Here is a 25,951-nt window from a genome sequence, read left to right on the forward strand (position 1 = left end):
TGCAGCAGGTGATAGCTGAACTCGCGCCAGGCCAGTTCCCGCAGGAAACTCTCGGCCCCCGCCCGCCCCTCGTCCCGCGCCCGCAACCCTGCATGCCAGACCTCGCGGATGCCGATCTCGCCATAGGTCAGGTTCTCCGACAGGCCCGAGGTGCCCGCAGTTCCCGGAAAATCCCGCATCTCGGCATAACGGTCGACCGGCCCGGCAAGGAATGCCCCCAGCCGTTCCCGCGCCGCCGCCTCGCCCACCGTCTGGTAGCGGGCCACGACCTCCGCCCCCCGGTTCATCGCCGCGCCCAGCCGCCAGTCCTCCAGCCGGTCGCCCGCAGGCCAGTGCTCCACCCCCCGCAACCGCTTGGGAGCCGCTGCCGGAGCCGCCACCGGCATCCCCCGCATCGCCTTCCAATAGGGCGTGAACACCCGGTAGAACCCGCCCTGCCCGGTCTCCACCGCCCAGGGTTCGTGCAGAAGATGCCCCGCGAAACTCCGCGCCTCGACCCCCGCCGCCTTCAGCGCCGCCTTGACCGAAGTGTCCCGCGCCACCCTCGCCGGATCATAGAGCCGCGACCACCAGACCCCCCTGGCACCGGTCTCCGCGATCAGCTTGCGAAATACCTCCAGCGCCGACCCGCGCCGCAGCAGCAGACGGACGCCCAGTCCCTCCAGCGCCCGGGCAAAGGCGTCGACCGCCAACCCCAGCCGCCACCTCGCCGCCGCGCCCAAAGCCTCGGCTTCCGCGTCCAGCACGAAGACCGGCAGCACCGCCCGCCCATCGGCCACAGCCGCAGCCAGCATCGGCTGATCCCCCAGCCGCAGGTCGCGGCGAAACCACAGGATCAAAGGTCTGTCACTCATGCCCCGGTCCTTCCCACGCAGAGCTTACGCCCGGCACAGGCAACCGGATCAGAAAGGCTTTGCTCTTTTCCAAATGCTCTCGGGGGTTTGGGGGTGGAACACTCCCGACGCCGTCCCTTGCGCACTCTCCGCGCAAGGGACAAACGCAAAGGCTTGCGCGCCCGCGCTCCTTTAAGCTGACCTCAAAGCACCCGGTCCAGCGCCGCGATCAACCGGCCGACGTCCTCGGCCGAGGTGTAATGCACCGCCGACATCCGCAGCACACCCTTCTCGCGGTCGATCCCCAGGGCCTCCAGCGGCCGCACCGCATAGAAATCCCCCGCCCAGCAGGCGATCCCGTCGCGCCCCAACTCCTCCGACACCGGCTCGGCCACGCGGTCCAGTTCCACCGCCACCGTCGGCGCCCGCCGCGCCGCGTCCCGGGGGCCCAGCAGCCGCACATCGTTCCGCTGCCCCAGATAGTCGAGCAAAGGCTGGATCACCGTCCCTTCCTGCGCCCGCATCAGGTCATGCACCCCCCGGTTCCGCGCCGCCGGATCGCCCGTCACCCCATGCCGCGCCGCCAGCGCATCAATGTAATCCGCCATCCCCGCACAGGCCGCCACCTGCGCATGATCCGGCCCCGCCGGGGTGTGCCGCTTGTACAGGACCCCATGGTTGAAGAAATGCCCCTGCCCCGGCAGCTCCATCCCGAAACCCTCGCGGATCACCATGATCCCCTGATGCGGCCCGAAGGTCTTGTAGGCCGAGAACAGGTACACATCGCAGCCCAGCGCCGGAATGTCGGGGAAGCCGTGCGGCGCATAGCTCACCCCATCCACCACCGTCCGCGCCCCCGCAGCCTTCGCCAGCGCGCAGATCGCCGCCACGTCGTTGATCTCGGCGATGACGTTCGAACAATGCGGAAAGCAGACCAGCTTCACCCTCCCGTCCGCCAGCAACGCCCCCAGCGACTCCGGCTCCAGCGACCCCGTCTCCGGGTTCAGCTTCCACTCCCGGACCTCGATCCCCTCCTCGGCCAGCCGCCGCCAGACGCCCGAATTCGCCTCGTGGTCCTGGTTCGTCACCACCACCGCGCCCTTGCCGCCTGCCAGCCACTTCCGCACCGCCTGCGCCAGCACATAGGTATTCGCCGACGTCGACGGCCCGAAGGACACCTCCTCGCGTGCGACCCCCATCATCGCCGCCAGCCGGGTCCGCGCCTCGTCCATCTCGGCGCCCCCGGCCTGCGCTCCCGGATAAGGCCCATAGGGCTGCACCTTGCGGTCGCGGTAGAACCGGGTCAGCCGGTCCACCACCTGCATGCAGGGGTAGCTGCCCCCGGCATTCTCGAAGAACGCGTGGGACGACAGCACCGGCGAGGCAAAGGCCGGGAATTGCGAACGGACGAAGTCGAGATCAAGCGCCACCTGACGGCTCCATGTTGGGGCCGCGGTTGCCGGACCCCCGCACGCGACAGGCGGGAGGTTCCCGGTCCGCGGCAGGTCTTCCAGCCAGACCCGGGGATGTCTCCCCCCGGGCCAGTGCCGGGATCGCCCCGGCATCGCCCGCAAGGCTAGCCGCCCGGCCCCGCAGCCGCAACCCCGTCCTCCATCTGCCCGATCCATCCCCGCCGCGCCAGGCCGGAGAAGTTCCGCCGCTTTCTTCCGCATCCGCCGCGCAGTCCCGAACTTTCCCCTTGTCCTTTCTGTCCGACCCGACCACCTTTCTGCCATGGACGCGCCAAACGGGCCGCGCCTTCGACCGATCACAAAAGAGCACGCGGGGGCCGACTTGCCCGCCGCATGTCACGCAGAGGAGCACTCATGACCCGCATCTCCCTTTTCCCGCTCAGCGCCGCCTCGGTGCTGGCGCTCTCCGTCGCTGCCCATGCCGCCGACCCCGACCTCACCGTGCTCGACTGGGCAGGCTGGGAAATCGACGGGATGCTGCAACCCTATGTCGACAAATATGGCCAGAAGCCCAGCTACGTCTTCTTCGCCGACGATGACGAGGCCTTCCAGAAAGTATCCTCCGGCTTCAAGGCCGACGTCGTCCACCCCTGCGCCGCTGCCGTGCCGCGCTACAGGGACGCGGGCCTGATCGAGCCCTGGGATGTCTCGAAGATCCCGGAATTCACCAATATTCCCGAACGGCTGACCAAGCCCTTCACCGATGACCAGGGCGTCTGGTTCGTGCCGACGGACTATGCCTATACCGCCATCGCCTACAACTCAGAGACGGTCCCGGCCGAGGACGTGGCCACGATCCAGGTCTTCGCCTCGGACAAGTATGCCGGCCGCATCGCACTTCCCGACAATACCGACGACGTCTGGTCGCTCGCCTTCATGGCCACCGGCGTCACCTCCTGGGACAATGTGACCGACGAACAGTTCCAGGCCGCCGCCGACTGGCTGCGCAAGGTGCATCCGAACGTCCGCGCCTACTGGTCCGACCCGTCCGAACTCAGCCAGCTGATGGCCTCGGGCGAGGTGCAGGTCGCCTGGTCCTGGAACGACCCGGTCGCGATCCTGACCGCCGAGAAGTTCCCCGTCGGCTTCAACCGCGCCCCGGCCGAGGGCGCCTCGACCTGGTATTGCGGCTTCGTCAACATCAAGAACGGCCCCGGAAGCGAAGACAAGGCCTATGACTTCATCAACTCGCTGCTGGCCCATTCCTCGGCCCAGCCGCTCTTGGATGCGATCGGCTATTCGCTGTCGAACGATGCCGCCATGGCCGAAATCCCGGCCGAGGCGCTGAAGGCCGCCTATGTCGACCCGGTGACGACCCCCCTCTTCGTGCAATCGCCCCCCACCAACGAATTGCGCGAAAAGATGATCGAGGAATTCGAGTCGATCAAATCGGGGTTCTGACGCGACGGCTCCTGCCCAGGGTGCGTGCCCAGCACGCACCCGCCTCCTCCCATGGCGCAAACCCTTTCGGGCAACGGGCCGGGCCTATACGACCCACTGGTCCTATCCCCCCAGATCTTTCGATATTCTTGACGCTTTCAGCCAATTATTTGATCTGACCGGTTTCCTATTCCCGCTTACGGGGGACAGCTTCCCTCGCTTCCACCGTCACCGAATGCACGATTCGCATGTTTGAAATCATCTGCCTGAGCTTCGCCTTCTTCTTCGGCCTCGCAGTCCGCCTGATCGGCCTGCCGCCCCTGGTGGGCTTCCTGGCCGCCGGTTTCGCGGTCAATGCCGCCGCACCGGGGCTTGGCCTGCCGGAAGAGACGGCGGAAATCCTCGACCATGTCTCCCACATCGGTGTTCTCCTCCTCCTCTTCAGCGTCGGCCTGAAACTTCGCCTTGGCCAACTTGCCCAGCCCCAGGTCTTCGGCACCGCGCTGATCCACTCGGGCATCACCACCGCCGTCTTCGGCTTCGGCCTCGTCGTCGCCCTCGGCCTCGCCTGGCCGACCGCGCTCCTCCTCGGCGTGGTCCTTTCCTTTTCCTCCACGGTCTTCTCCGCCAAGGTGCTGGAAGCCAAGCGCGACATCGGCGCCTTCTACGGTCGCACCGCCATCGGCATCCTGGTCGTGCAGGACATCATCGCGCTGGCAGTCCTTGCGCTCTACAGCGGGCAGGCTCCCTCGCCCTGGGCGCTGGCGGTGCTTGCCACCCTGCCCCTCGTGCGCCCGGTCCTGCACCGGCTCCTGGACGTGGCGGGCCATGACGAACTGATCGTCCTTGCCGGGATGCTGCTTGCTCTTGTGCTCGGCGGGGCGGAATTCGAGGCGGTGGGCCTTTCGGCCGAACTGGGCGCGCTGATCATGGGCCTCCTCCTGTCCACCCACCCCCGCGCGAAGGAGCTGTCCGACGCGCTCTGGGGCCTGAAGGAAATCTTCCTCGTCGGCTTCTTCCTGCAGATCGGCATGTCCGGCCTGCCCGGCCTCGGCGACATGATGATCGCACTCGCCCTGGTCCTGATCCTGCCGCTGAAGGGTGCGCTCTTCTTCCTTCTGCTGATCCTCTTCCGGCTCAGGGCACGGACCGCCTTCCTCACCGCGGCGAACCTGACGGTCTACAGCGAATTCAGCCTGATCGTCGCCGCCCGGGTTCTGCCCGACTGGCTGGTGCCGCTGGCGCTTGCGCTCAGCCTGTCCTTCCTGCTCGCCGCGCCGCTGGACCGGCTGGCCGACCGCATCTTCGAGAAGATCGAGCCCCGGCTGCAAAGATTCGAGACCCGGCGCGTTCACCGCGACGAACTGCCGACCGACCTCGGCGCGGCACAGGTGCTGATCCTCGGCATGGGCCGCACCGGGACCGCCGCCTATGATGAGTTGGCGGGCCATTTCGCCCGTATCGCCGGGATCGACGCCGACACCTACCGCGTCGCGGGCCATGCCGCGGCGGGCCGCAACGTGCTCTTGGCGGATGTCGAGGACGCGGGCTTCTGGCGCGGCCTGCGCATGTCGAACGTCGAGGGCGTGATCCTGGCGATGGACAACGTCGCGGCCAAGATCAGCGCCGCGCGGGCCCTGCGGGCCAAGGGCTTCACCGGCCCGATCATCGCGCATGCGCTTTATGAGGAGCATGTGCTGCTCCTCAAGGCCGCCGGGGCGACGCATATCTACCAGACGATGAACCAGGCCGGGATCGGTCTGGCCGAGCAGGCCGAGCGCGCGATCGAGCACGACCGCCGCCCCGCCGCCTTCATCGCGGTCTAGCAGGCGACACCGGTCGCCATCCTTTCCGGATCGTGAACGCCCGCGGCCAAGCCCTTGATTTCCCTGACCCCCAAGAACTCGCCGCGCGCGGGCAGCCCACCTTGCGCCCCCCGCCCCCGCCCCCTATATTGACCCCTGTCGGGGGCAACCCCGACTATGGCGATAAACGCACCTGTAATAATCGGCTCGGACCCGGGGGCGGTACCCGGCGGCTCCACCAATACCCCCGTTCGTTGCGGGAAGATGGGGCCGAAATAGGATCGACGAACGACCAAAGAGGCCAGCTTTCGCTCGGTGAGGTACCACCGTTATCGGTCCATGATCACAGTTGCCAACGACAACCGTGCTCCGGTGGCGCTGGCCGCGTAAGCGGCTCGCAATACCAAACCTAAGCCCTTGCGGGTAGCACCGTAAGGCGGGGTTCGCAGGTACCTGGCAACAGAAACCTGCACCTTCCCTACATGGCTTCTCGACTATCGTCTCCTCGTCGCTTGCGAGGAGCGACGCAGTCACCGCTGAGCCACTTGCCAGACTCCGCCCCCGGCCCCATCCTGCTCCATGCTCCGCGCGGCTCTCTTCCTCTGCCTGACCATCCAGCCCGCCCGCGCCTGCGAGACGGCGCTGCTTCTGTCCATCGACGTCTCCGGCTCCATCGACGCGGGCGACTACCGGCTCCAGGTCGAAGGCCTCGCCGCCGCCCTGTCGGACCCCGAGGTCGCCGAGGCGCTGGTTGCGGGCCAGGTCGCTCTGGCCGTCGTCCAGTGGTCGGGCGTCGAGGAGCAGGCCCTGGTCCTGCCATGGCAGCGGATGCTCTCCGACCCCGACACCGCCCGCTTCGCCGCCCGCGCCGCCGCCATCCCCCGCGCCTTCCAGGGCTCGGACACCGCCGTCGGCCAGGCGATCCGCTTCGCCACCGCCCAGTTCGCCGCCGTCCCGGATTGCGCGCGCCGCGTGATCGACATCTCCGGCGACGGGCAGGAAAACGCGGGCTTCACCGATGCCCGCGCCCGGGCCGAGGCCATCGCCGCCGGCCTCACGATCAACGCCATCGCCATCGAAGAGCCCGGCCCTGCCATCCCGATCACCACCTATTACCGCAACTGGATCATCACCCCCGGCGGCTTCACCGTCACCGCGCGGGGCCTGCAGGACTATGCCGAAACCCTGCGCCGGAAGCTCCTGCGTGAACTGGCGAAGCCCGTCGGCTGACCGTCATGTCCCCGTCACAACCTGCCGCCATATCTCTTCCGCTTCCTTCGCCCAGACCTGCGGCACCCTTCCCCCCATGCCCCCCAATCCCGGTCTTTCCGACCTGACCTTCACCTTTGCCCGGATCGGCTGCCTCTCTTTCGGCGGCCCGGCGGCGCAGATCGCGCTGATGCACCGGATCATTCTGGACGAGAAGCGCTGGGTCCCGGAACCCGACTACTTGCGCGCGCTCTCGTTCTGCATGCTCCTGCCCGGACCGGAGGCGATGCAACTGGCCACCTGGATCGGCTGGCGCATGCACGGAAGCATCGGCGGCCTGATCGCCGGGGGGCTCTTCGTCCTTCCCGGCGCGCTGGTCGTCCTGGCTCTGTCCCTCATCTACGCGGCCTTCGGTGAGCTGCCCCTCGTCGCCGCCCTTTTCACCGGAGTCCAGGCCGCCGTCATCGCCATCGTGGTCGAGGCGCTAATCCGGGTCTCGAAGCGCGCCCTGAAATCGCGCGAGGCCTATGCCATCGCCACCCTCGCCTTCCTCGGCCTCTTCGCACTGACACTACCCTTTCCCGTCATCATTCTTGCGGCGGGCCTCTGGGGCTTCTTCCGCACCCCCACGGGTACAACGGAGGCCCCAGCCGAGCCCGCCGTTCTGTCTCATGTCCATGTCCTGAAGGCCACCACCATCTGGCTGGCGGTCTGGCTCCTGCCGCTGGGCCTTCTGATCCTGTCCGCCCCTGCGCGCCTGGGCGAGATCGGCCTCTTCTTTTCGAAACTCGCCATCCTCACCTTCGGCGGCGCCTATGCCGTGCTGGCCTGGATGACGCAGGACGTGGTGCAGGCGAAAGGTTGGCTCACGCTTCCGCAGATGATCGACGGGCTGGGGCTGGCGGAAACCACGCCCGGCCCGCTGATTCTGGTCACCGAATTCGTCGGCTTCATGGCCGCGCATCAGACCGGCGGCTGGACTCTCGGCCTTGCCGGAGCCGCCGTTGCGCTCTGGATGACCTTCGCGCCCGCCTTCCTCTTCGCCTTCGCGGGCGCCCCCTTCATCGAACGCCTGACCCACATGCCCCGCCTTTCCGGCGCGCTGGCTGCCATCACCGCCGCTGTCGTGGGGGTGATCGCCAACCTCTCGCTGTGGTTTGCCCTGCACGTCCTGTTCGCCAGCGTCCCCGAGATCGCCATCGGTCCCCTGCGCCTGGCCCTGCCCGATCCCGGCAGTCTGCGCCCCCTGCCCCTGATGATCGCAGCCTTCGCGGCATGGGGCCTTCTGGTCCGGTGCCTGCCGCTTTTGGTTGTTTTGATGCTCTCCGCACTCGCCTCATCGGCAGCGGCGGTTCTTTGACGAAGCCGCGCCGACCGGGTGCATCCACCCCTTCCCTTGGCCTCCGAATCCCCTATGCTGCACCCCAACCGGAAAGGACGGCTCATGGCGCGCAGTATCGACTATGGCAATCTCATGCACCGCGCGATGCGGGGGTTGATCCAGTCGGTTCTGACCGAAGTCGCCGAACATGGCCTGCCCGGCGCGCATCATTTCTTCATCACCTTCGACACCACGCACCCCGACGTGCAGATCGCCGACTGGCTCAAGGAACGCTATCCGACCGAGATGACCGTCGTCATCCAGCACTGGTTCGAAAACCTGCATGTGGACGACGAAGGCTTCTCCATCACGCTGAATTTCGGCAACAACCCCGAGCCGATGGTGATCCCCTTCGACGCGCTGCGCACCTTCGTCGACCCGTCGGTCGAATTCGGCCTGCGTTTCGAGACGCAGGAACAGGACGAAGACGAGGACGACGAGGATATCGAGGTCGAGGTCGAGGACGAACCCGCGCGCCAGGATGCCGAGATCGTCTCGCTGGACCAGTTCCGCAAACACTGATGAGCGACCTCGCCCTCTTCCGACGCCGGCTGCTGAAGAACCCGCGGCAGGTGTCGGCGATCGCACCCTCCTCCCGCATCCTGGCCCGCGCCATGACTCTGGGGCTCGGCCCGAAAAGCGGGCGGGTGGTGGAATTCGGCCCCGGCACCGGGCGCTTCACCGAGGCGATCCTGGCCCGCGGCGTCCCGCCCGGGAACCTGACGCTCTTCGAACTGGACGAGGAATTCGTTGTCTACCTGCGGCACAAGTTTCCCGGCGTGACCGTGCATCAACTCCCCGCGCAAGAGGCGGCGCGGCTGGTCCCGCCCGATGTCGGCACGGTGATCTCCGGCCTGCCGCTGCTGTCGATGCCGCCCGAGGTGCGCGAGGGCATCGTCGCGGCGGCCTTCGCGATCCTCGCCCCGCGCGGGCGCTATGTGCAGTTCACCTATGGCCCCCGCCCGCCGCTGCCGCCGGAAACCATCGCTGCGCTTGGCCTTACGGTGAACAAGGGCAACAAGGTCTGGGCCAATCTTCCCCCCGCCACCGTCTACCGCTTCCGCCGGGCCTGACGCCTGCGAAAGGTCGTCAGATCTCCTTCCGCATTAGCCGGTCCAGCGAATAATGCGCCCCGCCATAGGCCGCGAAGAGCGCCGTGGCCCCCGCCCAGAACAGCGAGTTGGTCTCGGCCTTCATCTGCACCAGCGCCAGGAATTCATGCCCGCCATCGGCCAGCAACTGCTGCTGCCCCTCTGCCGTCAGATATTGCAGGTTGGCCTTCAGGAACTCGATGCCTTCCGGGGTCAGGAAGGCCTCGCCATAGGGATGGCTGACGTGGAACCACCATGTCACCATCAGCATCACCGCATTGGCCAGCGCGACCGGGCGGGTGAAGAGCCCCAGCACGATCAGCGCCCCGCCGATGAAGTTCAGCACCGCAAGCAGCGGCGAGAAGACCCAGCCGGGATGGAAGCCCAGCGACTCGACGAAGCCGGTCATTGCCATGGGCGCGGTGATCTTGGGCCAGCCCTCGACCATCAGATAGCCGCCGACCACCACGCGCAACACCAGCCAGCCCACCGGCTGGGCAAAGCTATGGTAGACCGGTGCGAGGAAGGGCATGACCAGCCTTTCGCGCGGCGAAGCGGTCATTTCGGGCATGTCGGTCATTCGCATCTCCTTTCGGGTTTCAGACGCGAGGCGCGGGCGGGCTGCGCGTCAGGATTGTTGTAGCACAACTTTCCGGTGCAGAACCCGGCTCCCACCTGCGGCAATCCGCACAGTATGCGACGGTATGCCGATTGATTTCACCGCCCCCCGGCGGTAGACGGGCGGCAACCGCTTGCAGGAGGCATCCATGACCGCGACCCGTACCGAGACCGACAGCTTCGGCCCGCTGGAGGTTCCCTCCGACAAGTACTGGGGCGCGCAGACGCAGCGGTCGATCATCAACTTCCCCATCGGCTGGGAACGCCAGCCCGTTCCGATCATCCGCGCGCTCGGGGTGATCAAGAAAGCCTGCGCGCTGGTCAACATGGCGCAGGGCGATATTTCGGCCGAACTGGGCAATGCCGTCGTCGCCGCTGCGGACGAGGTGATCGCGGGCCGCTTCGACGACAACTTCCCGCTGGTGGTCTGGCAGACCGGCTCGGGCACCCAGTCAAACATGAACGCGAACGAGGTGATCAGCAACCGCGCGATCGAGATGCTGGGCGGCGTGAAGGGCTCGAAGAAGCCGGTGCACCCGAACGACCATGTGAACATGGGCCAGTCCTCGAACGACACCTTCCCCACCGCGATGCATGTCGCGATCGGGATGCACACCCGCGACGTGCTGATTCCGGGGCTGGAGAAGCTGGCGGCGGCCTTGTGGGCCAAGTCGCGTGAATTCAAGGACATCATCAAGATCGGCCGCACCCATACCCAGGACGCGACGCCGCTGACTCTGGGCCAGGAATTCTCCGGCTATGCGACGCAGGTCGACAAGGGCATCGCGCGGGTGAAGATGTGCCTGCCGGACATCTATGAGCTTGCGCAAGGCGGCACCGCGGTCGGTACCGGCCTCAACACCAGGATCGGCTTCGACAAGCGTGTGGCGGCTGAAATCGCGAATATCACCGGCCTGCCCTTCGTCACCGCCCCGAACAAGTTCGAGGCGCTGGCCGCGCATGACGCGATGGTGATGTTCTCGGGCGCGTTGAAGACCGTCGCGGCGGCACTCTACAAGATCGCCAACGACCTGCGGCTTCTGGGTTCCGGCCCGCGCTCGGGCCTGGGCGAATTGATCCTGCCGGAGAACGAGCCCGGCTCTTCGATCATGCCCGGCAAGGTGAACCCGACCCAGGCCGAGGCGCTGACCATGGTCTGCGCCCAGGTGATGGGCAATGACGCGGCGGTGGGCTTTGCCGGGTCGCAAGGGCATTTCGAGTTGAACGTCTACAACCCGATGATGTCCTACAACGTGCTGCAATCGATCCAGCTTCTGGGCGATGCGGCGGCAAGCTTCACCGGCAACATGGTGGTGGGAACGCAGGCCAACGTGGCGCGGATCGGGAAGCTGATGCAGGAAAGCCTGATGCTGGTGACGGCGCTGGCGCCGACCATCGGCTACGACAACGCGACCAAGGTCGCGAAGACCGCGCACAAGAACGGCACGACACTGCGGGAAGAGGCCATCGCGCTCGGCTTCGTGGATGGCGAGACCTTCGACCGCATCGTCCGCCCCGAGGATATGGTCGGCCCGAAAGGCTGATGGCCGAGATCGTCAACCTGCGGCAGGCGAAGAAGCAGGCGGCCCGCAAGGCCGCCCGCGCCGAGGCCGACGCCAATGCCGCGAAGCATGGCCGGACGAAGGCGGAGCGGGATCTGGAGAAGGCCCGGGTCGAGAAGGCCATACGGCAGTTGGACGGGCACCTGCGGGACACGGATTAACTGCCGGTTAACCGTTGCGCGCGAGGATCGCGGGCAGGAGGTGCCGCCATGCTGCCCATGACAGACCATATGTCACCCGAACGCTGGGTGACGCAGATGTTCTCGGCCCGTACCGCTGCCGAAGGCGGCATTGTCCGGCGCCGGGTTGCGGATGTGGAACGTCTGGTCGGGCGGGACCGCTTCATCCGCGAAATCGCCCGCCGGGGCTTTCGTGCCGTAGAAAACGGTGGCCATTTCATCGTTTTCTGCAACGCAGAGCCCGTGAAAATCGTGGTGTAGACCCAAGTTTCTTCCAAGAAACTTCCAAATTTCTTCGAAGAAATTTGCCAAAATCCTTCCAAGGATTTTGCTCCGCCACACCACGCGGGCTATTCTCTCGCCATGACCACCCGTCCCGCCAAGCATTCGCTCACCCTGCACGGCCACCGCACCAGCGTCTCCCTCGAACCGGAGTTCTGGGACGCTTTCCGCGCCATCGCCGCCGAGAAATCCACGCCGCTCAATGCCCTGGCCGCCGAAATCGACGCCGGACGTCGCGGAGAGGAAGGCCTCGCCTCGGCGATCCGGGTCTTCTGCCTGAACCACTATCGGAGACCCTGATGCGCGCCGCCGTCCTTCGTGCCTACCGTGAGCCCCTGTCGCTGGAAACCGTGCCCGATCCGGCCTGCGAACCCGATGGGGTGGTGCTGAAAACCCTCGCCTGCGGCATCTGCCGCAGCGACTGGCACGGCTGGGTCGGCGAGCATCCGAAGGTCAAACCCGGCGACATCCCGGGCCACGAATACTGCGGCGAGGTGGTCGAGGCTGGCCCCCTCGCCAGATGGAAACCCGGCGACCGGGTCATCGCCCCCTTCATCCTCGCCTGCGGCGATTGCCCGGAATGCCGGTCGGGCCAGACCACCACCTGCCGCAGCCAGCGGGTGCCGGGCTTCGGGGATCGCGGCGCCTATGCCGAATATGTCTCGGTCCCCCATGCCCATAACCTGACCCGCCTGCCGGAAAGCCTGTCGCCCGCGCTGGCCGCAGGCCTCGGCTGTCGCGTCACCACCGCGTTCCACGCCCTCACCGGGCGCGCCGCGCTGCAAGCCGGGGAATGGCTCGCCGTCCATGGCACCGGCGGCATCGGGCTTTCCTGCCTCCTCATCGGCAAGGCGCTCGGCGCGCGCGTCGTCGTGGTCGATGTGGTGCCCGAAAAGCTGGCCCACGCCCTTTCCCTCGGCGCCGAAGCCGCTTTCGACGCCCGCGAGGGCGACGTGGCCGCCCGGATCGTCGACCTCACCAACGGCGGCGCGCATGTCAGCGTCGAGGCGCTGGGGATCGAGCCCACCGCAAACGCATCCCTCCGCTGCCTTCGCCCGCTCGGTCGCCATGTGCAGGTCGGCCTGCCCGTCGGCCATACCGCGCAAATGCAGATCGACATGAACACGCTCTACATGCGGCAACTGTCGGTCTTCGGCACCCGGGGAATGCCCGCCTGGCGCTACCCGACGCTCCTCAGCCTGATCGAGACCGGCCGGATCGACGTCAGCCCCATCGTCGCCCGCAGCGTGGCCCTGTCGCAGGCGACCGAGGAATTGCGCGCCTTCGACGGCCCCACCGCCCCCGGCGTCGCGGTGATCACCGATTTCGCCGCTTAACCGGCGACGCGGCCCAGCGTCACCGCCAGATCGCCATAGCCGGTCAGCCGCCGCTCATAGGCCAACCCCAGCCGTCGGGCACAGTCCTGCGCCTTGGCGTCCAGCGCCGGATCGTCCAGCTGCGCCTGATAGACCAGCTTGGTGTAATTGCCGAAATACATGTCCCGCAGCTCCGGGTGCCGGTCGAGTCCCATCGGCTTCCAGACGAAGGCATCGAACTGGCGGACCAGGAAATCGGTCAGGTAGAAGGCGGTGAACTCGTCATCCGCCACAGCGGCGAACTTCGCATTGCCCTCGAAGAAGGAATAGCAATGCGGTCCCTCGACCATCTCGACGCCCAGCCTGTCGCAGGCGGCCTTGAGCTGCCCCCCCGTCCCGCAATCGGCATAGACGACGAAGACCGTCTGATACTCGCCCCGCGCCTTCGCCACCGCCTCTTCGACCGCCGGGATGATCTTCTCGGGCCAGAGATGCAGTTTCGCCGGCAGGCATTGCAGGTCCATATGCGTCCAGCCATTCGCCGCCTTCAGGGCGAGGATCTCATGCGCCAGGGCCCCGCAGGCGATGAGCAGGATGCGGCCCGCATGGGCAGGCTGCAGACCGGTCTCGGAAAGGGTGACGTCGTCCATGGTCCGCCTTACCGGCTGACGCGGGTCCAGGTCAGGATCACGCTGGCAGAGAGCGCCGCGAAGGCCAGAGCCGCGAAGGGAACCCCGGTCCAGAGGGCAAGCCAGATCGTCAGGCCTGCGGTCACGATCACCAGGGCGATCAATCCAAGAAAGTGTGTCAAGGGCATGTCACGTCTCCCTGACCTTCAATCTGCGCTTCGGGGGCGCTTCATTCAAGCCCCCCCGACTCACTTGGGCGTGGGTCAGCCGCCCATCTGGTTGTGCTTGCGGGCGACGAACTGCTTCGCCGTCTCCACCGCCACGGCCGCATCGCGGCAATAGGCGTCGGCGCCAATGGCCTTGCCGAATTCCTCGTTCAGGGGGGCGCCGCCGACCAGGACGATATAATCCTCGCGCAGACCCTTTTCCTTCATCGTGTCGATCACGACCTTCATATAGGGCATCGTGGTCGTCAGCAGGGCCGACATGCCCAAGATGTCGGGCTGTTCGGCCTCCAGCGCCTCAAGGTACTTTTCGACCGAGTTGTTGATCCCGAGGTCCTTCACCTCGAAGCCGGCACCTTCCATCATCATCGCGACAAGGTTCTTGCCGATGTCGTGGATGTCGCCCTTGACCGTGCCGATCACCATCTTGCCCATGCGCGGCGCGCCGGTTTCGGCCAGCAGCGGCTTCAGGATCGCCATGCCCGCCTTCATCGCGTTGGCGGCCAGAAGAACCTCGGGCACGAACAGGATGCCGTCGCGGAAGTCGGCGCCGACGATGGTCATCCCGGCGACCAGCGCCTTGGTCAGCACGTCATAGGGGGTCCAGCCGCGCTCCAGCAGGATCTCGACGCCCTCTTCGATCTCTTCCTTCAGACCGTCGTAAAGGTCGTCGTGCATCTGCAGCACAAGCTCGTCATCCGACAGCTCGGACAGGATGATATCGTCTTCGTCGGCCATGGCTGCGCTCCAAGCGGTGGGTCTGACATGGTGATGATCCGAAACCACCCTCGCCACTAGGCGGCAAGCGACATCCACGGCATGAAAGCCGACAGGTAGCCATTGCCCGGCGGAAAGCGCTGGCAAATGTTCTTGTTTTGTTCTAGTCTTTCGCGATGACCGACAAGACAGGCATCCTGCCCGGCCAGCGCCTCCGTGCGCGGGGGGTCGACAGCAATCGCGCCGGGCGGTTCGAGGCCACCGGGCGCGAGGCTTTCGACGACGGCTGGGACCTGCCCGAGGAAGACCGCCTGGTCGCGACCGAGGTCCGGCTGGAACGCCCCCGCTCGGCGCTGACCTACAACCGCTCGCCCGACCTGCCCTTCGACCGCTCGATCAACCCCTACCGCGGCTGCGAACATGGCTGCATCTACTGCTACGCCCGCCCCACCCATGCCTTCCTGAACCTCTCCCCCGGCCTCGATTTCGAGACGCGGCTGATCGCCCGCCCCGGCATAGCCGGGGTCCTGGACAAAGAGCTGCGCCGCCCGGCCTACAGCGTCGCGCCCGTTGCCATCGGCACCAACACCGACCCCTACCAGCCGGTCGAGCGCGCGCATGGGATCATGCGCGAGGTGCTGCAGGTGCTGCAGGCCTTCCGCCACCCGGTCTGGATCACCACCCGCGGCACCACGATCGAACGCGACATCGACCTGATCGCCGCGATGGCGGCAGAGGGGCTGGCGTCGGTGTCGATCTCGGTGACGACGCTGGACGAAACCATCGCCCGCAAGATGGAGCCCCGTGCCCCGGCCCCGCAGCGGCGGCTGCAGATGATCCGGCGCCTGTCGCAGGCCGGGGTGCCGGTCCGCATCCAGGTCTCGCCGCTGATCCCGGCGCTGACCGACCATGAGCTGGAGGCGGTGATGGAGGCAGGCCGCGACGCGGGCGCCCGGGCCGCGAACACCATCCCCCTGCGCCTGCCGCTGGAGGTTGCGCCGCTGTTCCGCGACTGGCTGGCCGCCACTTTCCCCGACCGCGCCGCGCGCGTCATGGGCCGGGTGCGCGAACTGCACGGCGGGCGCGACTACGACTCCGAATGGGGCAAGCGGATGCGCGGCGAGGGCCCTTGGGCCGAGCTGATCCGCCGCCGCGCCCACCTCGCCCGCAAGCGGCTTGGACTGGGCGAGGGATTGCCCGCCCTGCGGACCGACCTCTTCCAGCCGCCGCCAACGGCAGGCGACCAGCTGGCCCTGTTCTGACCGGCTGACCTGCGGGCGGCGCTCAGCCGCGGCCGATGCGGCCCAGATGGGTGTCCTGGAATCCCGAGTCCAGCTTCAGCCCATAGCCCAGCATCCGGTCAAATCCGGAATGGGCCAGCCAAAGCGCGCCGAGCGCGACAAGCCAGGGCAGACCCGAAACCATCCCGATTGCCAGAACTCCAGCGCCGAAGCCGTAGATATGCACGGCGTTGTAGACCGCAGCCCCGACCCTTGGCCCGGCGAGATAGGCAAGGAAGGACAGGTCCGGCGCAAAGAAGACCGGCAGGGCAACCCACCAGTCGGCTCCCGTGGTCGCCGTCACCACCAGCCCGGCCAGAAAGACCAGCGCCCCCTCGCTCCGCTGCCAGAGGACGGCGCCCGCCATCAGCCCCTCCGGCCGCGACGCTCCCGCCGTCCGGCGCCTGCATCGTCGCCCGTTCCGTCCGAGGCCGAGGAGAAGCCGCCAAGCTTCGCCTGGATCGTGTCCAGCGCGGGCCGGTTGCCCTTGGGCCGGCTCTCCAGCGCCACCCGCATCGCGCGCAGGTGTTCCGGCATCGTGCCGCAGCAGCCGCCGATGATCCTGACCCCTGCATCCCGCGCCAGCACCGCATATTCCGCCATCAGCTCGGGCGTCCCGTCATAGTGGATATGCCCGTCGTGATACTTCGGGATGCCGGCATTGCCCTTGGCGATGATCGGGCGCTCGGTCCCGGTCGCGGCGAAGCCCAGCACCGTGCGCATCAGATCGGACGCGCCCACCCCGCAGTTCGCCCCGAAGGCGATGGGCGGGTTGACCAGGCGTTCCACCATTTCGGCCATCGCCGCCGAGGTCGTGCCCATCATCGTCCGCCCCGCCGTGTCGAAGCTCATCGTGCCGCACCAGGGCATGTCCGCGCGCAGCGCCGCATCCGCCGCCGCACGGTATTCCTCGGGCGCCGAGATCGTCTCGACCCAAAGGACATCCGCGCCGCCTTCCTTCAGCGCCTCGGCCTGCTCATGGAACATCTCCACCGCCAGCGCATGGGTCAGGCTGCCCATCGGCTCGAAAATCTCGCCCGTCGGCCCCATCGAGCCCGCGACGACCACCGGACGCCCCGCCTTGTCGGCGATCTCGCGCCCCAGCGCCGCGCCGACCCGGTTCAGCTCGGCCACCCGGCCCTGCGCATTGTGCAGCTTCAGCCGCGCCGCGTTGCCGCCGAAGGTGTTGGTCAGGAACAGGTCAGACCCCGCCGCCACCGCATCGCCGTAAAGCTTGCGGATGTTCTCGGGCTTCTCGATGTTCCAGAACTCGGGCGGTTCGCCCGACGACAGCCCCATGTTGAACAGGTTGGTCCCCGTCGCCCCATCGGCCATCAGCCAGTCGCGCGCGTCGAGCATACGGGTCAGTGCATCGGTCATCGTCGGGTTCCTTCAGGCCGCCTGTCCTCCTCGTCTGCCATGGGTTGCATCGAGAGGCAAATTCATATTCCGCAACTCGTGTTGTGGTCCGGCTCATCTTCGCCGACGGGCAAGGCGCGCAGGACCCGGCGCCGGATCACCCACCCGCTCGGCGGGGGCGCCAGCCGCGACGAGGCACAAAGAAAAACGCGGCCCCACCGGGACCGCGCGCTTCATTCTCGACCGGCCGGATCGGCGCTCAGTTTTCCGTCAGAAGCTGTGCCTTGGCGACCGGCATCAGTTCCTTCATCTTCGCGCGCACCTCGTCGGCGCTGGCCTTGCCCGCGAGGTCGGCCACCACCTTGCGCACGACATCCTCGTCGCCCGCTTCCTCGAAATCGGCGCTGACCACTTCCATCGCATAGGCCGCCGCCGCATCGTCGGCCTTGCCCAGCAGACCGGCTGCCCAAAGGCCAACCAGCTTGTTGCGCCGCGCCTCGGCCCGGAACTGCATCTCGCTGTCATGGGCGAACTTGGCCTCGAAGGCATTCTCGCGGTCGTCGAACGTGGTCATGGGCTCCCCCGGAGTGCTGGCGTTTCCTCCCATATGCCTCTCCGGCCCCCCCACCGCAAGCCCCCTTGGCCGCGCCGGGCGCGCTCGCGCCTTGCGGGTGTGGCCCCCTTGGACTATAGGCCAAGGAAAGCGGTTTGAAGGCGGAAGCCCATCGCCGCCCCCCTGATCGAGTGAACCATGGCACGGCGCAAGAAGGTCTACGAAGGCAAGGCCAAGATCCTGTACGAAGGCCCCGAGCCCGGCACGCTGATCCAGTATTTCAAGGACGACAACGCCCCCAGCGTCGCCGCCCCCGCCGTGCGCGAGGGCAAGGGCGTGCTGAACAACCGGCTGTCGGAATTCTTCATGGCGGGCCTGAACCAGATCGGTGTGCCCACCCATTTCATCCGCCGCATCAACATGCGCGAGCAGCTGGTGCGGATGGCCGAGATCATCCCGCTCGAAGTCGTCGTGCGCAACTTCGCCGCCGGGCCGCTGTCGGCGCGGCTGGGCATACCCGAGGGTACGCAACTGCCCCGCCCGATCGTCGAATACTACTTCAAGGACGACAAGCTGCAGCTGCCGCTCGTGGCCGAAGAGCACATCGTCGCCTTCAACTGGGCCAGCCAGCAGGACCTCGACGACATCGTGGCGCTGTCCCTGCGGGTCAACGACTTCCTGTCCGGCGTGATGATGGGCGTGGGCATCCGCCTCGCCGATTTCCGCATCGAGGTCGGCCGGATCTGGGAGGGCGACTTCATGCGCCTGATCGTCGCCGACGAGATCAGCCCCGACAGCTGCCGCCTCTGGGACATGCGCCAACCCGAACGCCCCGACGGCACCATTCCCGACCCGCAGCCGATGGCCGATGTCTACACCGAACTGGCCCGGCGCCTGGGCGTCCTGCCCTCGAACGTCACCCACACGACGAAGCCGACGCTGATCAACTGAGGCGCGCCCTTGCCCCCCGCCCGGCCCTTCGCTAAGGACGGGCAGACCCATCCCGGAGGCCCCGATGAAAGCCCGCGTCACCGTCATGCTGAAGTCCGGCGTCCTCGATCCGCAGGGCGAGGCGGTGCGCCACGCGCTCGGCTCGCTGGGCTTTCAGGGCGTCAGCGGCGTGCGGCAGGGCAAGGTGATCGAGCTGGACCTGGACGAGACCGACCGCGCGAAGGCCGAGGCGGATGTCAAGGCGATGTGCGAAAAGCTCCTCGCCAACACCGTCATCGAAAGCTACCGGGTCGAGCTGGCCTGACCGGGCGGTGCGTGATTTCACGCACCGCTCCGCGGCGTCACCCGCAGCCATATCCCGTCCTTCGCCCGCACCGTCAGATGCGCCACCGGCACCGGCACCCGGCTCTCCACCGCCTCGAACCGGAACGCCCGCAGCAGATGCGCCAGCATCAGCGTGCCCTCCAGCATCGCGAACCCCGCCCCCGGGCAAACCCGCGCCCCGCGTGAGAACGGCAGATATCCCCCCTGCGGCACCTCGCCCGCCCAGCGGTCCGGGTCGAATTCATCCGGCCTCTCCCACAGCCGCTCATGCCGGTGCAGGTGCCAGGGGCTGATCACCACCTGCGCCCCCCGCTTCACCGCCCTGCCCCGGAACTCTTCCGGCCCCGCGGCCTCGCGCACCAGCATCGGCACCGGGGGATACAGCCGCAGCGCCTCGCGGAACACATCGCGCGTATACCGCAGCGACCCCATCACCCCGAACTCCGGCCGTAGAGCCGCCGCCTCCGCCGCCACCCTTTCCTGCGCCTCGGGATGCGTCGCCAGCAGATACAAAGCCCAACCCAAAACCGAGGCGCTGGTCTCGTGCCCGGCCAGGAAGAAGATCGCCACCTGGTCGACCATCTCTGCCGCGCCGAAGGGCGTTCCCGTCACCGGGTCAGGCGTCGTCATGATCTTCGTCGCCAGATCGGCGGGAGCCACACCAGACGCAATCGCCGCCGCCCGCTCTGCCGTCAGCCCCTCGATCAGCCGCCGGATCGCCCTCGCCGACCGCCGCGTCGCCCGCCGGTGCAGCCGGGGCACCCAGCGCGGCAAAGGCAGGAAGGCCCCGAGATTCAGGATCGGGGCCGAGCGCTGATAGGCGCGGAACTCATGGAACACCGCCTGCGCCACCTGATCCTCGATGGGAATCGAGAACAAAGTGCGGAAGATCACATCCGCCGCCGCATGGCTGGCCGCCAGTTCCACCTCCATCTCGCCCGGTTCCATCCGCGCGACGGCCGCCGCACTGGCCGCCCAGATCGCCGGGAAGGCCTCCTTCAGCCGCCCGCCCTCGAAGGCCGGGTCGATGATCCGGCGCTGGCGCAGCCACTCCTCGCCATTGGTCACGAACACCGACCGGCCGAGCAAAGGCCGCAGCCCCTCCGTCACCCGGTCCGATTTCGGGAAATCCGCCGGCCGCTCGTCCAGCACGCGCCGCACCAGCGCCGGGTCGTTGCACAGGTAGCTCTCGAAGAAGGGCGTGCGGAACTCCGCCATCCAGGCCCGGTACAGCCGCGCCGGTTGCGCCGACAGGATGTCCCGCCGGAAGGCCCGCAGATGCCCCCAGAGCGAGACCTTGTCGGCCCGCGGCTCCGGCTTCGGGGGCAACACCGCGCTCATGCCATGTCCCGGAACGGCGACAGCGGCGTGGTGATCCGGCTGGCCGAAGGCTTCCGCCCCCGGAACCTGTCCGCCAATGTCAAAGGCCCCGCCGTGATGCGGAAATAATCATAGTCGCCCGGCCCGCCGCTCAGGTTGTCGAAGGCGCAGAGATACTGGAAATGCAGCCGGAAATACCGCCGCCTCAACGCCCGCCACGTCTCAGGGCTCAAGGTCTGCGTGAAGGCCGCCGACAGGATCAAGGGCCAGCGCTGCCCCTCCGGCGCCACCCCGCTGACCGCCACCGGATCGCACAGTGCGAAGCTGCACCCATCCCCCGGCGCGGTCACATCGACCCAGGTCAGCTCCTCCCGCGTCGAGAGATACGCCAGATCGCCCCGCAGCCGCGCCGCCCCCGGCAGGTAAGACACCATCGGCACCGCCTGCCCCAGGCTCAGGAACCCCAGCGCCGGCCCCCCCGGCACCCCCTCGCGGATCAGGTCGGCCAGCACCGAGACCCCCAGATGCACGCCCGAGGAATGGCCGACGACCAGCACCTCGTCCACTCCCGACGCCAAGGCTGCCCGCACCCGCGCGCGAAAGGCCGCCAGCCGCGCCTCCAGCACCGCCGGATAAGCGCCCCCTTCGACCGTGGTGAAGGCATAGTCATGCATCAGGTAATAGACGAACAGCCGGTGGTCGATGCGCCGGAATCCCTCCAGCACCGCCCAGCCCGACGCCAGCGCCAGCAGCCATCCCAGCCCCCAGGGCAAAGCCCGCGTCAGCCAGAGGACCAACCCGCCCGCCGCCAGCGCCACCAGCCCCTGCACGACCAGCAGCACCGCCGGATACAGCGCCGCGATCATCGGCCCCTTGCGCAGCCGGATCAGCCGCTTCAACGCGCCCGAGCGCAGATACAGCCAGGCCGTCCGCGCCAGCTGCGCATAGGTTCCGGCGATTCCCCGTCCCATCGAGCCCTTCACAAGATCCGACCAGACCAGCACCTCGACCTCGGCCTCCACCGCCCGCCCGTCGATCTCTGCCGCGACACGCCAGCCATAGGTCTCTCCCGCGCGGGGCTGGATCGCCAGCCGATAGCCCGAGATTGCGGCCTGCGCCGCCCCTTCCGTCCGGTAAAGCTCGCGGTAGCGCCGGGGCGGGAAAGGGTCATAGCCGGGGATATACAGCACATGGCGCCGGAAGACGCCCGCCCCTTGCCCGATATCTTTTGCAGACCCCACGCCCATCCCGCCACTCTGACCGCCACAGCTTAACCGCTGCTGGCAAAGAGGGAAGTCTCAGCCCGGAACCGGCACGCCCAGGAAGTCGTAGGTCTCCAGCATCCAGTAGCTGAAATCGGTGAAGATTCCCGTGACCAGCATCAGCCCGACCAGAAGCAGAAGCCCGCCCATCAGCCGCTCGATCAGCTTCATGTGCCGCTTGAGCTTGCCCATCAGATGCATTGATTTCTCGATGAAAATCGCAGCGATCAAAAAGGGTAGCCCCAGGCCCAGCGCATAGATGCCCAGAAGCAGCGTCCCGCGCGCCGTGCTGCCCTCCTGCATCGCCAGCGACAGGATCGCACCCAGTTGCGGCCCGATGCAGGGCGTCCAGCCGAAGGCGAAGGCGAGGCCCAGCACATAGGCCCCGAAGGCCGACCCGCCCCGGTCCCCCGCATCCACCCGCATCTCGCGCTGCAACAGCGGGATGGTGAAGACGCCCAGGAAGTGCAGCCCGAAGATGATGATCACCGCACCGGAAATCCGCGCCAGCAGCAACTGGTTCGCCAGCACGAAGCCCCCGAAGGCCGAGGCGGCGAAGCCGAGAAGCAGGAAGATCGTCGACAGGCCCAGCACGAAGAAAAGCGCGGGCAGGATCACCCGGTGCCGCGCCACGCCGCCCTTCATTTCGCCCATCGAAATCCCGCCCATATAGGCAAGGTAGGGCGGCACGATGGGCAGGACGCAGGGCGACAGGAAGGACAGCACCCCCGCCACCAGCGCGACCAGCATCGCGGGCAGAAGGGCAGCGTCGATGATCTCGATTCCGAACATGCTTCGCCCCAGATAGCGGCTTTCCCCCGCGGCGTCACGAGGACAGCGCGTCACATCCCCGTGGCAGCGCTGCAACCTTGCCGCACCCGCCCCGCCCCGCTACACACCGCCGCATGGCCGCCTGGGATATCGAGATCGACTGCGAGGGGCTCCTCTGCCCCCTCCCCGTGCTTCGCGCGCGCAAGCGTCTGCTGGCGCTCGCCCCCGGCACCGTGGTCTGCGTTCGGGCGACCGATGCGATGGCGCTGGTCGACCTGCCGCATTTCTGCGCCGGGGCCGGGCATGACTACCTCGGCTCGGAAACCGAGGGCGCGGTGACGCTGCATCTCATCCGCCGCGGTCCCGCCCCGGAATGAAACGGGGCGACCGGTGTCCCGGCCGCCCCCCTATCCCTTGAGGACGAGGCCTCAGCGCCCCAGCGACCACCAGCCCTTGCGCTTGGGCTTCGCGGGCTCATCCACCGCCGGGTCCGCGGCAACAGCTTCCGCCGGATCGGCGACCACCGTTTCGGCAACCGGAGCCATCCCCGGATCGGGCGCCAGCACCGGGGCCTCGGGCGCGGCCTCGACAACCGCTTCCGTCACCGCCGCAGCCTTCGCCCGCGACCCGCGCGTCCGCGCAGGCTTGGCCACCGGCTCCGCCGCAGCCTCCGGCGCCGCTTCGGCGACACCTTCAGCCACAGGCGCAGCCGCCTTCGCCCGGCTCGCCCGCTTCTTCGGCGCAGGTTTCGCCTCCGCAACGGCCTCTGCGACCGGCTCGGCCACGACCTCGGCAACCGCCTCGACCACCGGAGCAGCCTCAGCCGCCGCCTCGGCCTTCGCGCCCCTCGGCTTGCGGACCCGCTTCGGCTTCGCCGCAGGCGCTTCCTCCGCGACGACCACGGTCTCGACCGCCTCCGTCACGCCCTCCACAGCCTCGCCCGGCTCCTCCTCGCCGTCTTCGCCATCCTCGTCAGCACCGGCCTCGGTCCCCGGCGCAGCATCGTCACGCGGCCCGCCGCGCCGCCGACGCCGACGCCGGCGCTTCTTCCGCCCCGGCTGGCCATCTCCGTCGCCCCCCGCAGGAGCCGCCGCTTCGGACGCTTCCGACACCTCCTCGACTTCTTCCTCGATCAGGTCGTCGACGATATCCTCGTCTTCCTCCTCCTCGACCGGCGCCCCCATCAGCCCGGCATGGCCCGAGACCACCGGCGTCTCCGGCACCGCGCGCAAAGCGGTCTTGAACTTCTCGATGGCATAGTCGGGCGACACCATCATCGGGTCCGCCTCGATCCGCACCGACATCCCGTAGCGCGCCTCGATCAGCGCCACATGCTCGCGCTTCGCGTTGAAGAGATAGTTGACGATCCCGACCGGCGCCTTCAGCAGCACCTCGCGCGACCGCTTCCGCGTGCCCTCTTCCTCCAGCGCCCGCAGCACCGTCAGCGCCATCGAATCATCCGACCGGATCAACCCGGTGCCATGGCAATGCGGGCAGGCCTGCGTCGTCGATTCCAGCATCCCCGGCCGCAGCCGCTGGCGGCTCATCTCCAGCAGGCCGAACCCGGAAATCCGACCGACCTGGATCCGCGCGCGATCCGTCTTCAGCTTGTCCTTCAGCCGCTTCTCGACCGTGGCGTTGTTGCGCCGCTCTTCCATGTCGATGAAGTCGATGACGATCAGGCCCGCAAGGTCGCGCAGCCGCAGCTGGCGGGCGATCTCTTCCGCCGCCTCGACGTTGGTCTTCAGCGCGGTCTCCTCGATGGAGCCTTCCTTCGTCGCCCGGCCGGAGTTCACGTCGATCGCCACCAGCGCCTCGGTCACGCCGATCACGATGTAGCCACCGGATTTCAGCTGCACCACCGGGTTGAACATGCCCGACAGATAGCCCTCGACCTGATAGCGGGCGAAAAGCGGCGTCTGATCCTGATAGCGCACCACCTGCTTGGCATGGCTCGGCATGATCATCCGCATGAAGTCCTTGGCGGTGCGGTAGCCGCCCTCGCCCTCGACCAGCACCTCCTCGATCTCGCGGCTGTACAAATCGCGGATCGACCGCTTGATCAGGTCGCCTTCCTCATAGATCTTCGCCGGAGCGATAGACTTCAGCGTCAGCTCGCGGATCTGCTCCCAGAGCCGCATCAGATATTCGTAGTCGCGCTTGATCTCGGGCTTGGTGCGCTTGGCCCCCGCCGTGCGCACGATCAGGCCCGCGCCTTCCGGCACTTCCAGCTCACCCGCGATCTCTTTCAGCTTCTTGCGGTCCACCGCATTGGTGATCTTGCGGGAAATCCCACCGCCGCGCGCGGTGTTCGGCATCAGCACGCAATAGCGGCCCGCGAGGCTCAGATAGGTGGTCAGCGCCGCGCCCTTGTTGCCGCGCTCTTCCTTGACCACCTGGACCAGCATGATCTGCCGGACCTTGACCACTTCCTGGATCTTGTAACGCCGGGCCCGCGGGCGGCGCGGCTGGGCGATTTCCTCGGCCACGTCCTCTTCGGCGATGGATTCGATCTCTTCGTCAGTCTCGCTGGCATGATCCACCGCACGGTAGCGACCGCCCGCCTCATGCTCGATCTGTTCGTTGTGGTGGTCATGGTCATCGGCGTGATCATGGGCATGGTCATGCTCAGGACCCGCCTCATCCTGCGGCTCGGCCGCCGAGGCCGCCTGCACCAGCGGGCCATCCGTCCCCTCGTCCTCGCCGAGGTCGACCACATCCATCCCGGACGGCCCCTCGAGGACGGCATCCTCCACTTTCACCTGCTCGGCCTTCGCGGCGGGGCGCGGCGGGCGGCGGCGCGAACGGCGGTTCTCTTCCTCTTCCTCGGCGCGGGCCATCGCCCGCTCTTCCTCGATCAGCGCCTTACGGTCGGCGACCGGGATCTGGTAATAGTCCGGGTGGATTTCGGCGAAGGCCAGGAAGCCATGGCGGTTGCCGCCATATTCCACGAAGGCCGCCTGAAGCGAGGGTTCGACCCGCGTCACCTTGGCCAGATAGATGTTTCCGGCCAGCTGGCGCTTGTTTACGGTCTCGAAGTCGAATTCTTCGACCTTGTTTCCGTCGACCACGACCACCCGGGTTTCCTCGGAATGGGTGGCGTCGATAAGCATTTTCTTTGACATGTTTGTCCACTGCGCCCCGGGCGCAACGGGTCGCCTGGCGGACCAGACGGGGAAACGAAACGAACGGGGCGGCTTGTCTGGGCGCGGGCTGCGGGCAGGTGCGACGGCCTGCGACCCGAAGGGCCGACCGGTCCGATACGCAAGGTGCTCTGAAGCCTCATCGCGGTTACAAATTGAAGGGCCGGACGGCCCCTCACCTCTGAAAGCCAACAAATCCAAAGACTTGCAGGCAATGTGCACGGTCTTGCGACCGATCCGGCTCCTTCAAAGGGACACGTTTTCGCGCGCCCGGCAGCAAAGGAGAGAAT

Annotated in this window: 28 protein-coding genes and 1 other RNA gene; 16 read left to right on the top strand and 13 right to left on the bottom strand. The window is 67.5% G+C overall.

Features of this window, described 5'->3' with window-relative positions; genetic code table 11:
- Positions 1–854: deoxyribodipyrimidine photo-lyase (locus V7Q39_RS07910; protein WP_333816015.1), on the bottom strand; the 854-nt coding region annotated here is incomplete at its 3' end.
- Between the two features lie 182 nt (positions 855–1,036).
- Positions 1,037–2,263, bottom strand: a complete 1,227-nt coding sequence (locus V7Q39_RS07915) for an aminotransferase class V-fold PLP-dependent enzyme (protein ID WP_333816016.1) — start codon at positions 2,261–2,263, stop codon at positions 1,037–1,039.
- Between the two features lie 396 nt (positions 2,264–2,659).
- Here V7Q39_RS07915 and V7Q39_RS07920 point away from each other — a divergent pair, with 396 nt between their 5' ends.
- From V7Q39_RS07920 to V7Q39_RS07950, 7 genes are all read left to right on the top strand, one after another.
- Positions 2,660–3,706 carry an ABC transporter substrate-binding protein gene (locus tag V7Q39_RS07920; protein ID WP_333816017.1) on the top strand — a complete coding sequence of 349 codons (1,047 nt, stop codon included), beginning with the start codon at positions 2,660–2,662 and terminating at the stop codon, positions 3,704–3,706.
- Positions 3,707–3,933: 227 nt separating this feature from the next.
- Entirely contained in the window at positions 3,934–5,511 is a 1,578-nt protein-coding gene (locus V7Q39_RS07925; protein WP_333816018.1) for a cation:proton antiporter family protein, read from the top strand.
- Between the two features lie 97 nt (positions 5,512–5,608).
- Positions 5,609–5,964: a transfer-messenger RNA gene (gene ssrA, locus V7Q39_RS07930) on the top strand.
- Positions 5,965–6,069: 105 nt separating this feature from the next.
- Complete coding sequence (locus V7Q39_RS07935; RefSeq protein WP_333816019.1) at positions 6,070–6,720, top strand: DUF1194 domain-containing protein; 651 nt, start codon at positions 6,070–6,072, stop codon at positions 6,718–6,720.
- A 76-nt stretch (positions 6,721–6,796) separates the two neighbouring features.
- Entirely contained in the window at positions 6,797–8,059 is a 1,263-nt protein-coding gene (gene chrA, locus V7Q39_RS07940; protein ID WP_333816020.1) for a chromate efflux transporter, read from the top strand.
- Between the two features lie 84 nt (positions 8,060–8,143).
- Positions 8,144–8,602 carry an SspB family protein gene (locus V7Q39_RS07945; RefSeq protein WP_333816021.1) on the top strand — a complete coding sequence of 153 codons (459 nt, stop codon included), beginning with the start codon at positions 8,144–8,146 and terminating at the stop codon, positions 8,600–8,602.
- Complete coding sequence (locus tag V7Q39_RS07950) at positions 8,602–9,153, top strand: class I SAM-dependent methyltransferase (protein WP_333816023.1); 552 nt, start codon at positions 8,602–8,604, stop codon at positions 9,151–9,153. The genes V7Q39_RS07945 and V7Q39_RS07950 overlap by 1 nt, the downstream gene beginning before the upstream one ends.
- 16 nt (positions 9,154–9,169) lie before the next feature.
- On the opposite strand, the gene V7Q39_RS07955 is transcribed toward V7Q39_RS07950, so the two are convergent.
- Complete coding sequence (locus tag V7Q39_RS07955; protein WP_333816025.1) at positions 9,170–9,751, bottom strand: DoxX family protein; 582 nt, start codon at positions 9,749–9,751, stop codon at positions 9,170–9,172.
- 187 nt (positions 9,752–9,938) lie between these two features.
- Here V7Q39_RS07955 and fumC point away from each other — a divergent pair, with 187 nt between their 5' ends.
- The 5 genes from fumC to V7Q39_RS07980 all read left to right on the top strand — a co-directional run bounded on the left by fumC (position 9,939) and on the right by V7Q39_RS07980 (position 13,149).
- Positions 9,939–11,333: a class II fumarate hydratase gene (gene fumC / locus V7Q39_RS07960; protein ID WP_333816026.1), complete on the top strand. Its 1,395-nt coding sequence runs from the start codon at positions 9,939–9,941 to the stop codon at positions 11,331–11,333.
- A complete protein-coding gene (locus tag V7Q39_RS07965; protein WP_333816027.1) occupies positions 11,333–11,512 on the top strand; it encodes a DUF4169 family protein in 180 nt (59 codons plus the stop codon). Before fumC ends, V7Q39_RS07965 begins: the two co-directional genes overlap by 1 nt.
- A 48-nt stretch (positions 11,513–11,560) precedes the next feature.
- The gene (locus V7Q39_RS07970; protein WP_333816028.1) at positions 11,561–11,791 is read left to right on the top strand and encodes an N-(5'-phosphoribosyl)anthranilate isomerase; all 231 of its coding nucleotides are present in this window, start codon (positions 11,561–11,563) and stop codon (positions 11,789–11,791) included.
- Between the two features lie 102 nt (positions 11,792–11,893).
- Entirely contained in the window at positions 11,894–12,112 is a 219-nt protein-coding gene (locus V7Q39_RS07975; protein WP_333816029.1) for a ribbon-helix-helix domain-containing protein, read from the top strand.
- Positions 12,112–13,149: a zinc-binding dehydrogenase gene (locus tag V7Q39_RS07980; protein WP_333816030.1), complete on the top strand. Its 1,038-nt coding sequence runs from the start codon at positions 12,112–12,114 to the stop codon at positions 13,147–13,149. The genes V7Q39_RS07975 and V7Q39_RS07980 overlap by 1 nt, the downstream gene beginning before the upstream one ends.
- On the opposite strand, the gene V7Q39_RS07985 is transcribed toward V7Q39_RS07980, so the two are convergent.
- The 3 genes from V7Q39_RS07985 to V7Q39_RS07995 all read right to left on the bottom strand — a co-directional run bounded on the left by V7Q39_RS07985 (position 13,146) and on the right by V7Q39_RS07995 (position 14,719).
- Positions 13,146–13,778 (bottom strand): DUF1638 domain-containing protein, encoded by a 633-nt coding sequence (locus tag V7Q39_RS07985; protein ID WP_333816031.1) that lies wholly within the window; start codon positions 13,776–13,778, stop codon positions 13,146–13,148. The genes V7Q39_RS07980 and V7Q39_RS07985 overlap by 4 nt on opposite strands.
- Before the next feature lie 8 nt (positions 13,779–13,786).
- Positions 13,787–13,945, bottom strand: coding sequence for a hypothetical protein (locus V7Q39_RS07990; RefSeq protein WP_333816032.1), 159 nt, complete (start codon positions 13,943–13,945; stop codon positions 13,787–13,789).
- A gap of 75 nt (positions 13,946–14,020) precedes the next feature.
- Positions 14,021–14,719, bottom strand: coding sequence for a corrinoid protein (locus V7Q39_RS07995; RefSeq protein ID WP_333816033.1), 699 nt, complete (start codon positions 14,717–14,719; stop codon positions 14,021–14,023).
- Positions 14,720–14,874: 155 nt separating this feature from the next.
- On the opposite strand from V7Q39_RS07995, the gene V7Q39_RS08000 reads away from it, so the two are divergent.
- Positions 14,875–15,960: a PA0069 family radical SAM protein gene (locus V7Q39_RS08000; protein WP_333816034.1), complete on the top strand. Its 1,086-nt coding sequence runs from the start codon at positions 14,875–14,877 to the stop codon at positions 15,958–15,960.
- Between the two features lie 22 nt (positions 15,961–15,982).
- On the opposite strand, the gene V7Q39_RS08005 is transcribed toward V7Q39_RS08000, so the two are convergent.
- The 3 genes from V7Q39_RS08005 to V7Q39_RS08015 all read right to left on the bottom strand — a co-directional run bounded on the left by V7Q39_RS08005 (position 15,983) and on the right by V7Q39_RS08015 (position 17,911).
- Complete coding sequence (locus tag V7Q39_RS08005; RefSeq protein WP_333816035.1) at positions 15,983–16,345, bottom strand: DUF4260 domain-containing protein; 363 nt, start codon at positions 16,343–16,345, stop codon at positions 15,983–15,985.
- A complete protein-coding gene (gene bmt / locus V7Q39_RS08010) occupies positions 16,345–17,358 on the bottom strand; it encodes a betaine--homocysteine S-methyltransferase (protein WP_333816036.1) in 1,014 nt (337 codons plus the stop codon). The genes V7Q39_RS08005 and bmt overlap by 1 nt, the downstream gene beginning before the upstream one ends.
- Before the next feature lie 238 nt (positions 17,359–17,596).
- Positions 17,597–17,911 (bottom strand): DUF1476 domain-containing protein, encoded by a 315-nt coding sequence (locus V7Q39_RS08015; protein WP_333816037.1) that lies wholly within the window; start codon positions 17,909–17,911, stop codon positions 17,597–17,599.
- A 177-nt stretch (positions 17,912–18,088) separates the two neighbouring features.
- Between V7Q39_RS08015 and V7Q39_RS08020 the strand changes: the two genes are divergently transcribed.
- Together V7Q39_RS08020 and purS are read left to right on the top strand one after the other, a co-directional pair.
- Complete coding sequence (locus V7Q39_RS08020) at positions 18,089–18,841, top strand: phosphoribosylaminoimidazolesuccinocarboxamide synthase (RefSeq protein WP_333816038.1); 753 nt, start codon at positions 18,089–18,091, stop codon at positions 18,839–18,841.
- 64 nt (positions 18,842–18,905) lie between these two features.
- Entirely contained in the window at positions 18,906–19,145 is a 240-nt protein-coding gene (purS, locus tag V7Q39_RS08025; protein WP_333816039.1) for a phosphoribosylformylglycinamidine synthase subunit PurS, read from the top strand.
- Between the two features lie 17 nt (positions 19,146–19,162).
- On the opposite strand, the gene V7Q39_RS08030 is transcribed toward purS, so the two are convergent.
- From V7Q39_RS08030 to V7Q39_RS08040, 3 genes are read right to left on the bottom strand one after another with little or no spacing between them, the layout of a single operon-like run.
- The gene (locus tag V7Q39_RS08030; protein ID WP_333816041.1) at positions 19,163–20,506 is read right to left on the bottom strand and encodes a cytochrome P450; all 1,344 of its coding nucleotides are present in this window, start codon (positions 20,504–20,506) and stop codon (positions 19,163–19,165) included.
- Complete coding sequence (locus V7Q39_RS08035; RefSeq protein WP_443082500.1) at positions 20,503–21,732, bottom strand: hypothetical protein; 1,230 nt, start codon at positions 21,730–21,732, stop codon at positions 20,503–20,505. Before V7Q39_RS08035 ends, V7Q39_RS08030 begins: the two co-directional genes overlap by 4 nt.
- A gap of 51 nt (positions 21,733–21,783) precedes the next feature.
- A complete protein-coding gene (locus V7Q39_RS08040) occupies positions 21,784–22,539 on the bottom strand; it encodes a cytochrome c biogenesis CcdA family protein (RefSeq protein ID WP_333816043.1) in 756 nt (251 codons plus the stop codon).
- A 113-nt stretch (positions 22,540–22,652) separates the two neighbouring features.
- On the opposite strand from V7Q39_RS08040, the gene V7Q39_RS08045 reads away from it, so the two are divergent.
- A complete protein-coding gene (locus V7Q39_RS08045) occupies positions 22,653–22,895 on the top strand; it encodes a sulfurtransferase TusA family protein (protein ID WP_333816044.1) in 243 nt (80 codons plus the stop codon).
- Positions 22,896–22,946: 51 nt separating this feature from the next.
- On the opposite strand, the gene V7Q39_RS08050 is transcribed toward V7Q39_RS08045, so the two are convergent.
- Positions 22,947–25,643, bottom strand: a complete 2,697-nt coding sequence (locus V7Q39_RS08050; RefSeq protein ID WP_333816045.1) for an Rne/Rng family ribonuclease — start codon at positions 25,641–25,643, stop codon at positions 22,947–22,949.
- Positions 25,644–25,951: the final 308 nt, after the last annotated feature.

Source organism: Tabrizicola sp. (genome assembly GCF_036781545.1).
Lineage (GTDB): Bacteria > Pseudomonadota > Alphaproteobacteria > Rhodobacterales > Rhodobacteraceae > Tabrizicola.

Coding starts and splice junctions, on each gene's coding strand:
- V7Q39_RS08020 (WP_333816038.1), top strand. CDS start 18,089: ATGGCACGGCGCAAGAAGGTCTACGAAGGCAAGGCCAAGATCCTGTAC.
- V7Q39_RS08050 (WP_333816045.1), bottom strand. CDS start 25,643: ATGTCAAAGAAAATGCTTATCGACGCCACCCATTCCGAGGAAACCCGG.
- V7Q39_RS07950 (WP_333816023.1), top strand. CDS start 8,602: ATGAGCGACCTCGCCCTCTTCCGACGCCGGCTGCTGAAGAACCCGCGG.
- V7Q39_RS07990 (WP_333816032.1), bottom strand. CDS start 13,945: ATGCCCTTGACACACTTTCTTGGATTGATCGCCCTGGTGATCGTGACC.
- V7Q39_RS07980 (WP_333816030.1), top strand. CDS start 12,112: ATGCGCGCCGCCGTCCTTCGTGCCTACCGTGAGCCCCTGTCGCTGGAA.
- bmt (WP_333816036.1), bottom strand. CDS start 17,358: ATGACCGATGCACTGACCCGTATGCTCGACGCGCGCGACTGGCTGATG.
- purS (WP_333816039.1), top strand. CDS start 18,906: ATGAAAGCCCGCGTCACCGTCATGCTGAAGTCCGGCGTCCTCGATCCG.
- V7Q39_RS08040 (WP_333816043.1), bottom strand. CDS start 22,539: ATGTTCGGAATCGAGATCATCGACGCTGCCCTTCTGCCCGCGATGCTG.
- V7Q39_RS07965 (WP_333816027.1), top strand. CDS start 11,333: ATGGCCGAGATCGTCAACCTGCGGCAGGCGAAGAAGCAGGCGGCCCGC.
- V7Q39_RS07970 (WP_333816028.1), top strand. CDS start 11,561: ATGCTGCCCATGACAGACCATATGTCACCCGAACGCTGGGTGACGCAG.
- V7Q39_RS08035 (WP_443082500.1), bottom strand. CDS start 21,732: ATGGGCGTGGGGTCTGCAAAAGATATCGGGCAAGGGGCGGGCGTCTTC.
- V7Q39_RS07995 (WP_333816033.1), bottom strand. CDS start 14,719: ATGGCCGACGAAGACGATATCATCCTGTCCGAGCTGTCGGATGACGAG.
- V7Q39_RS07955 (WP_333816025.1), bottom strand. CDS start 9,751: ATGACCGACATGCCCGAAATGACCGCTTCGCCGCGCGAAAGGCTGGTC.
- V7Q39_RS08030 (WP_333816041.1), bottom strand. CDS start 20,506: ATGAGCGCGGTGTTGCCCCCGAAGCCGGAGCCGCGGGCCGACAAGGTC.
- V7Q39_RS07975 (WP_333816029.1), top strand. CDS start 11,894: ATGACCACCCGTCCCGCCAAGCATTCGCTCACCCTGCACGGCCACCGC.
- V7Q39_RS07925 (WP_333816018.1), top strand. CDS start 3,934: ATGTTTGAAATCATCTGCCTGAGCTTCGCCTTCTTCTTCGGCCTCGCA.
- V7Q39_RS07945 (WP_333816021.1), top strand. CDS start 8,144: ATGGCGCGCAGTATCGACTATGGCAATCTCATGCACCGCGCGATGCGG.
- chrA (WP_333816020.1), top strand. CDS start 6,797: ATGCCCCCCAATCCCGGTCTTTCCGACCTGACCTTCACCTTTGCCCGG.
- V7Q39_RS08005 (WP_333816035.1), bottom strand. CDS start 16,345: ATGGCGGGCGCCGTCCTCTGGCAGCGGAGCGAGGGGGCGCTGGTCTTT.
- V7Q39_RS07935 (WP_333816019.1), top strand. CDS start 6,070: ATGCTCCGCGCGGCTCTCTTCCTCTGCCTGACCATCCAGCCCGCCCGC.
- V7Q39_RS08000 (WP_333816034.1), top strand. CDS start 14,875: ATGACCGACAAGACAGGCATCCTGCCCGGCCAGCGCCTCCGTGCGCGG.
- V7Q39_RS07985 (WP_333816031.1), bottom strand. CDS start 13,778: ATGGACGACGTCACCCTTTCCGAGACCGGTCTGCAGCCTGCCCATGCG.
- V7Q39_RS08045 (WP_333816044.1), top strand. CDS start 22,653: ATGGCCGCCTGGGATATCGAGATCGACTGCGAGGGGCTCCTCTGCCCC.
- V7Q39_RS07920 (WP_333816017.1), top strand. CDS start 2,660: ATGACCCGCATCTCCCTTTTCCCGCTCAGCGCCGCCTCGGTGCTGGCG.
- fumC (WP_333816026.1), top strand. CDS start 9,939: ATGACCGCGACCCGTACCGAGACCGACAGCTTCGGCCCGCTGGAGGTT.
- V7Q39_RS08015 (WP_333816037.1), bottom strand. CDS start 17,911: ATGACCACGTTCGACGACCGCGAGAATGCCTTCGAGGCCAAGTTCGCC.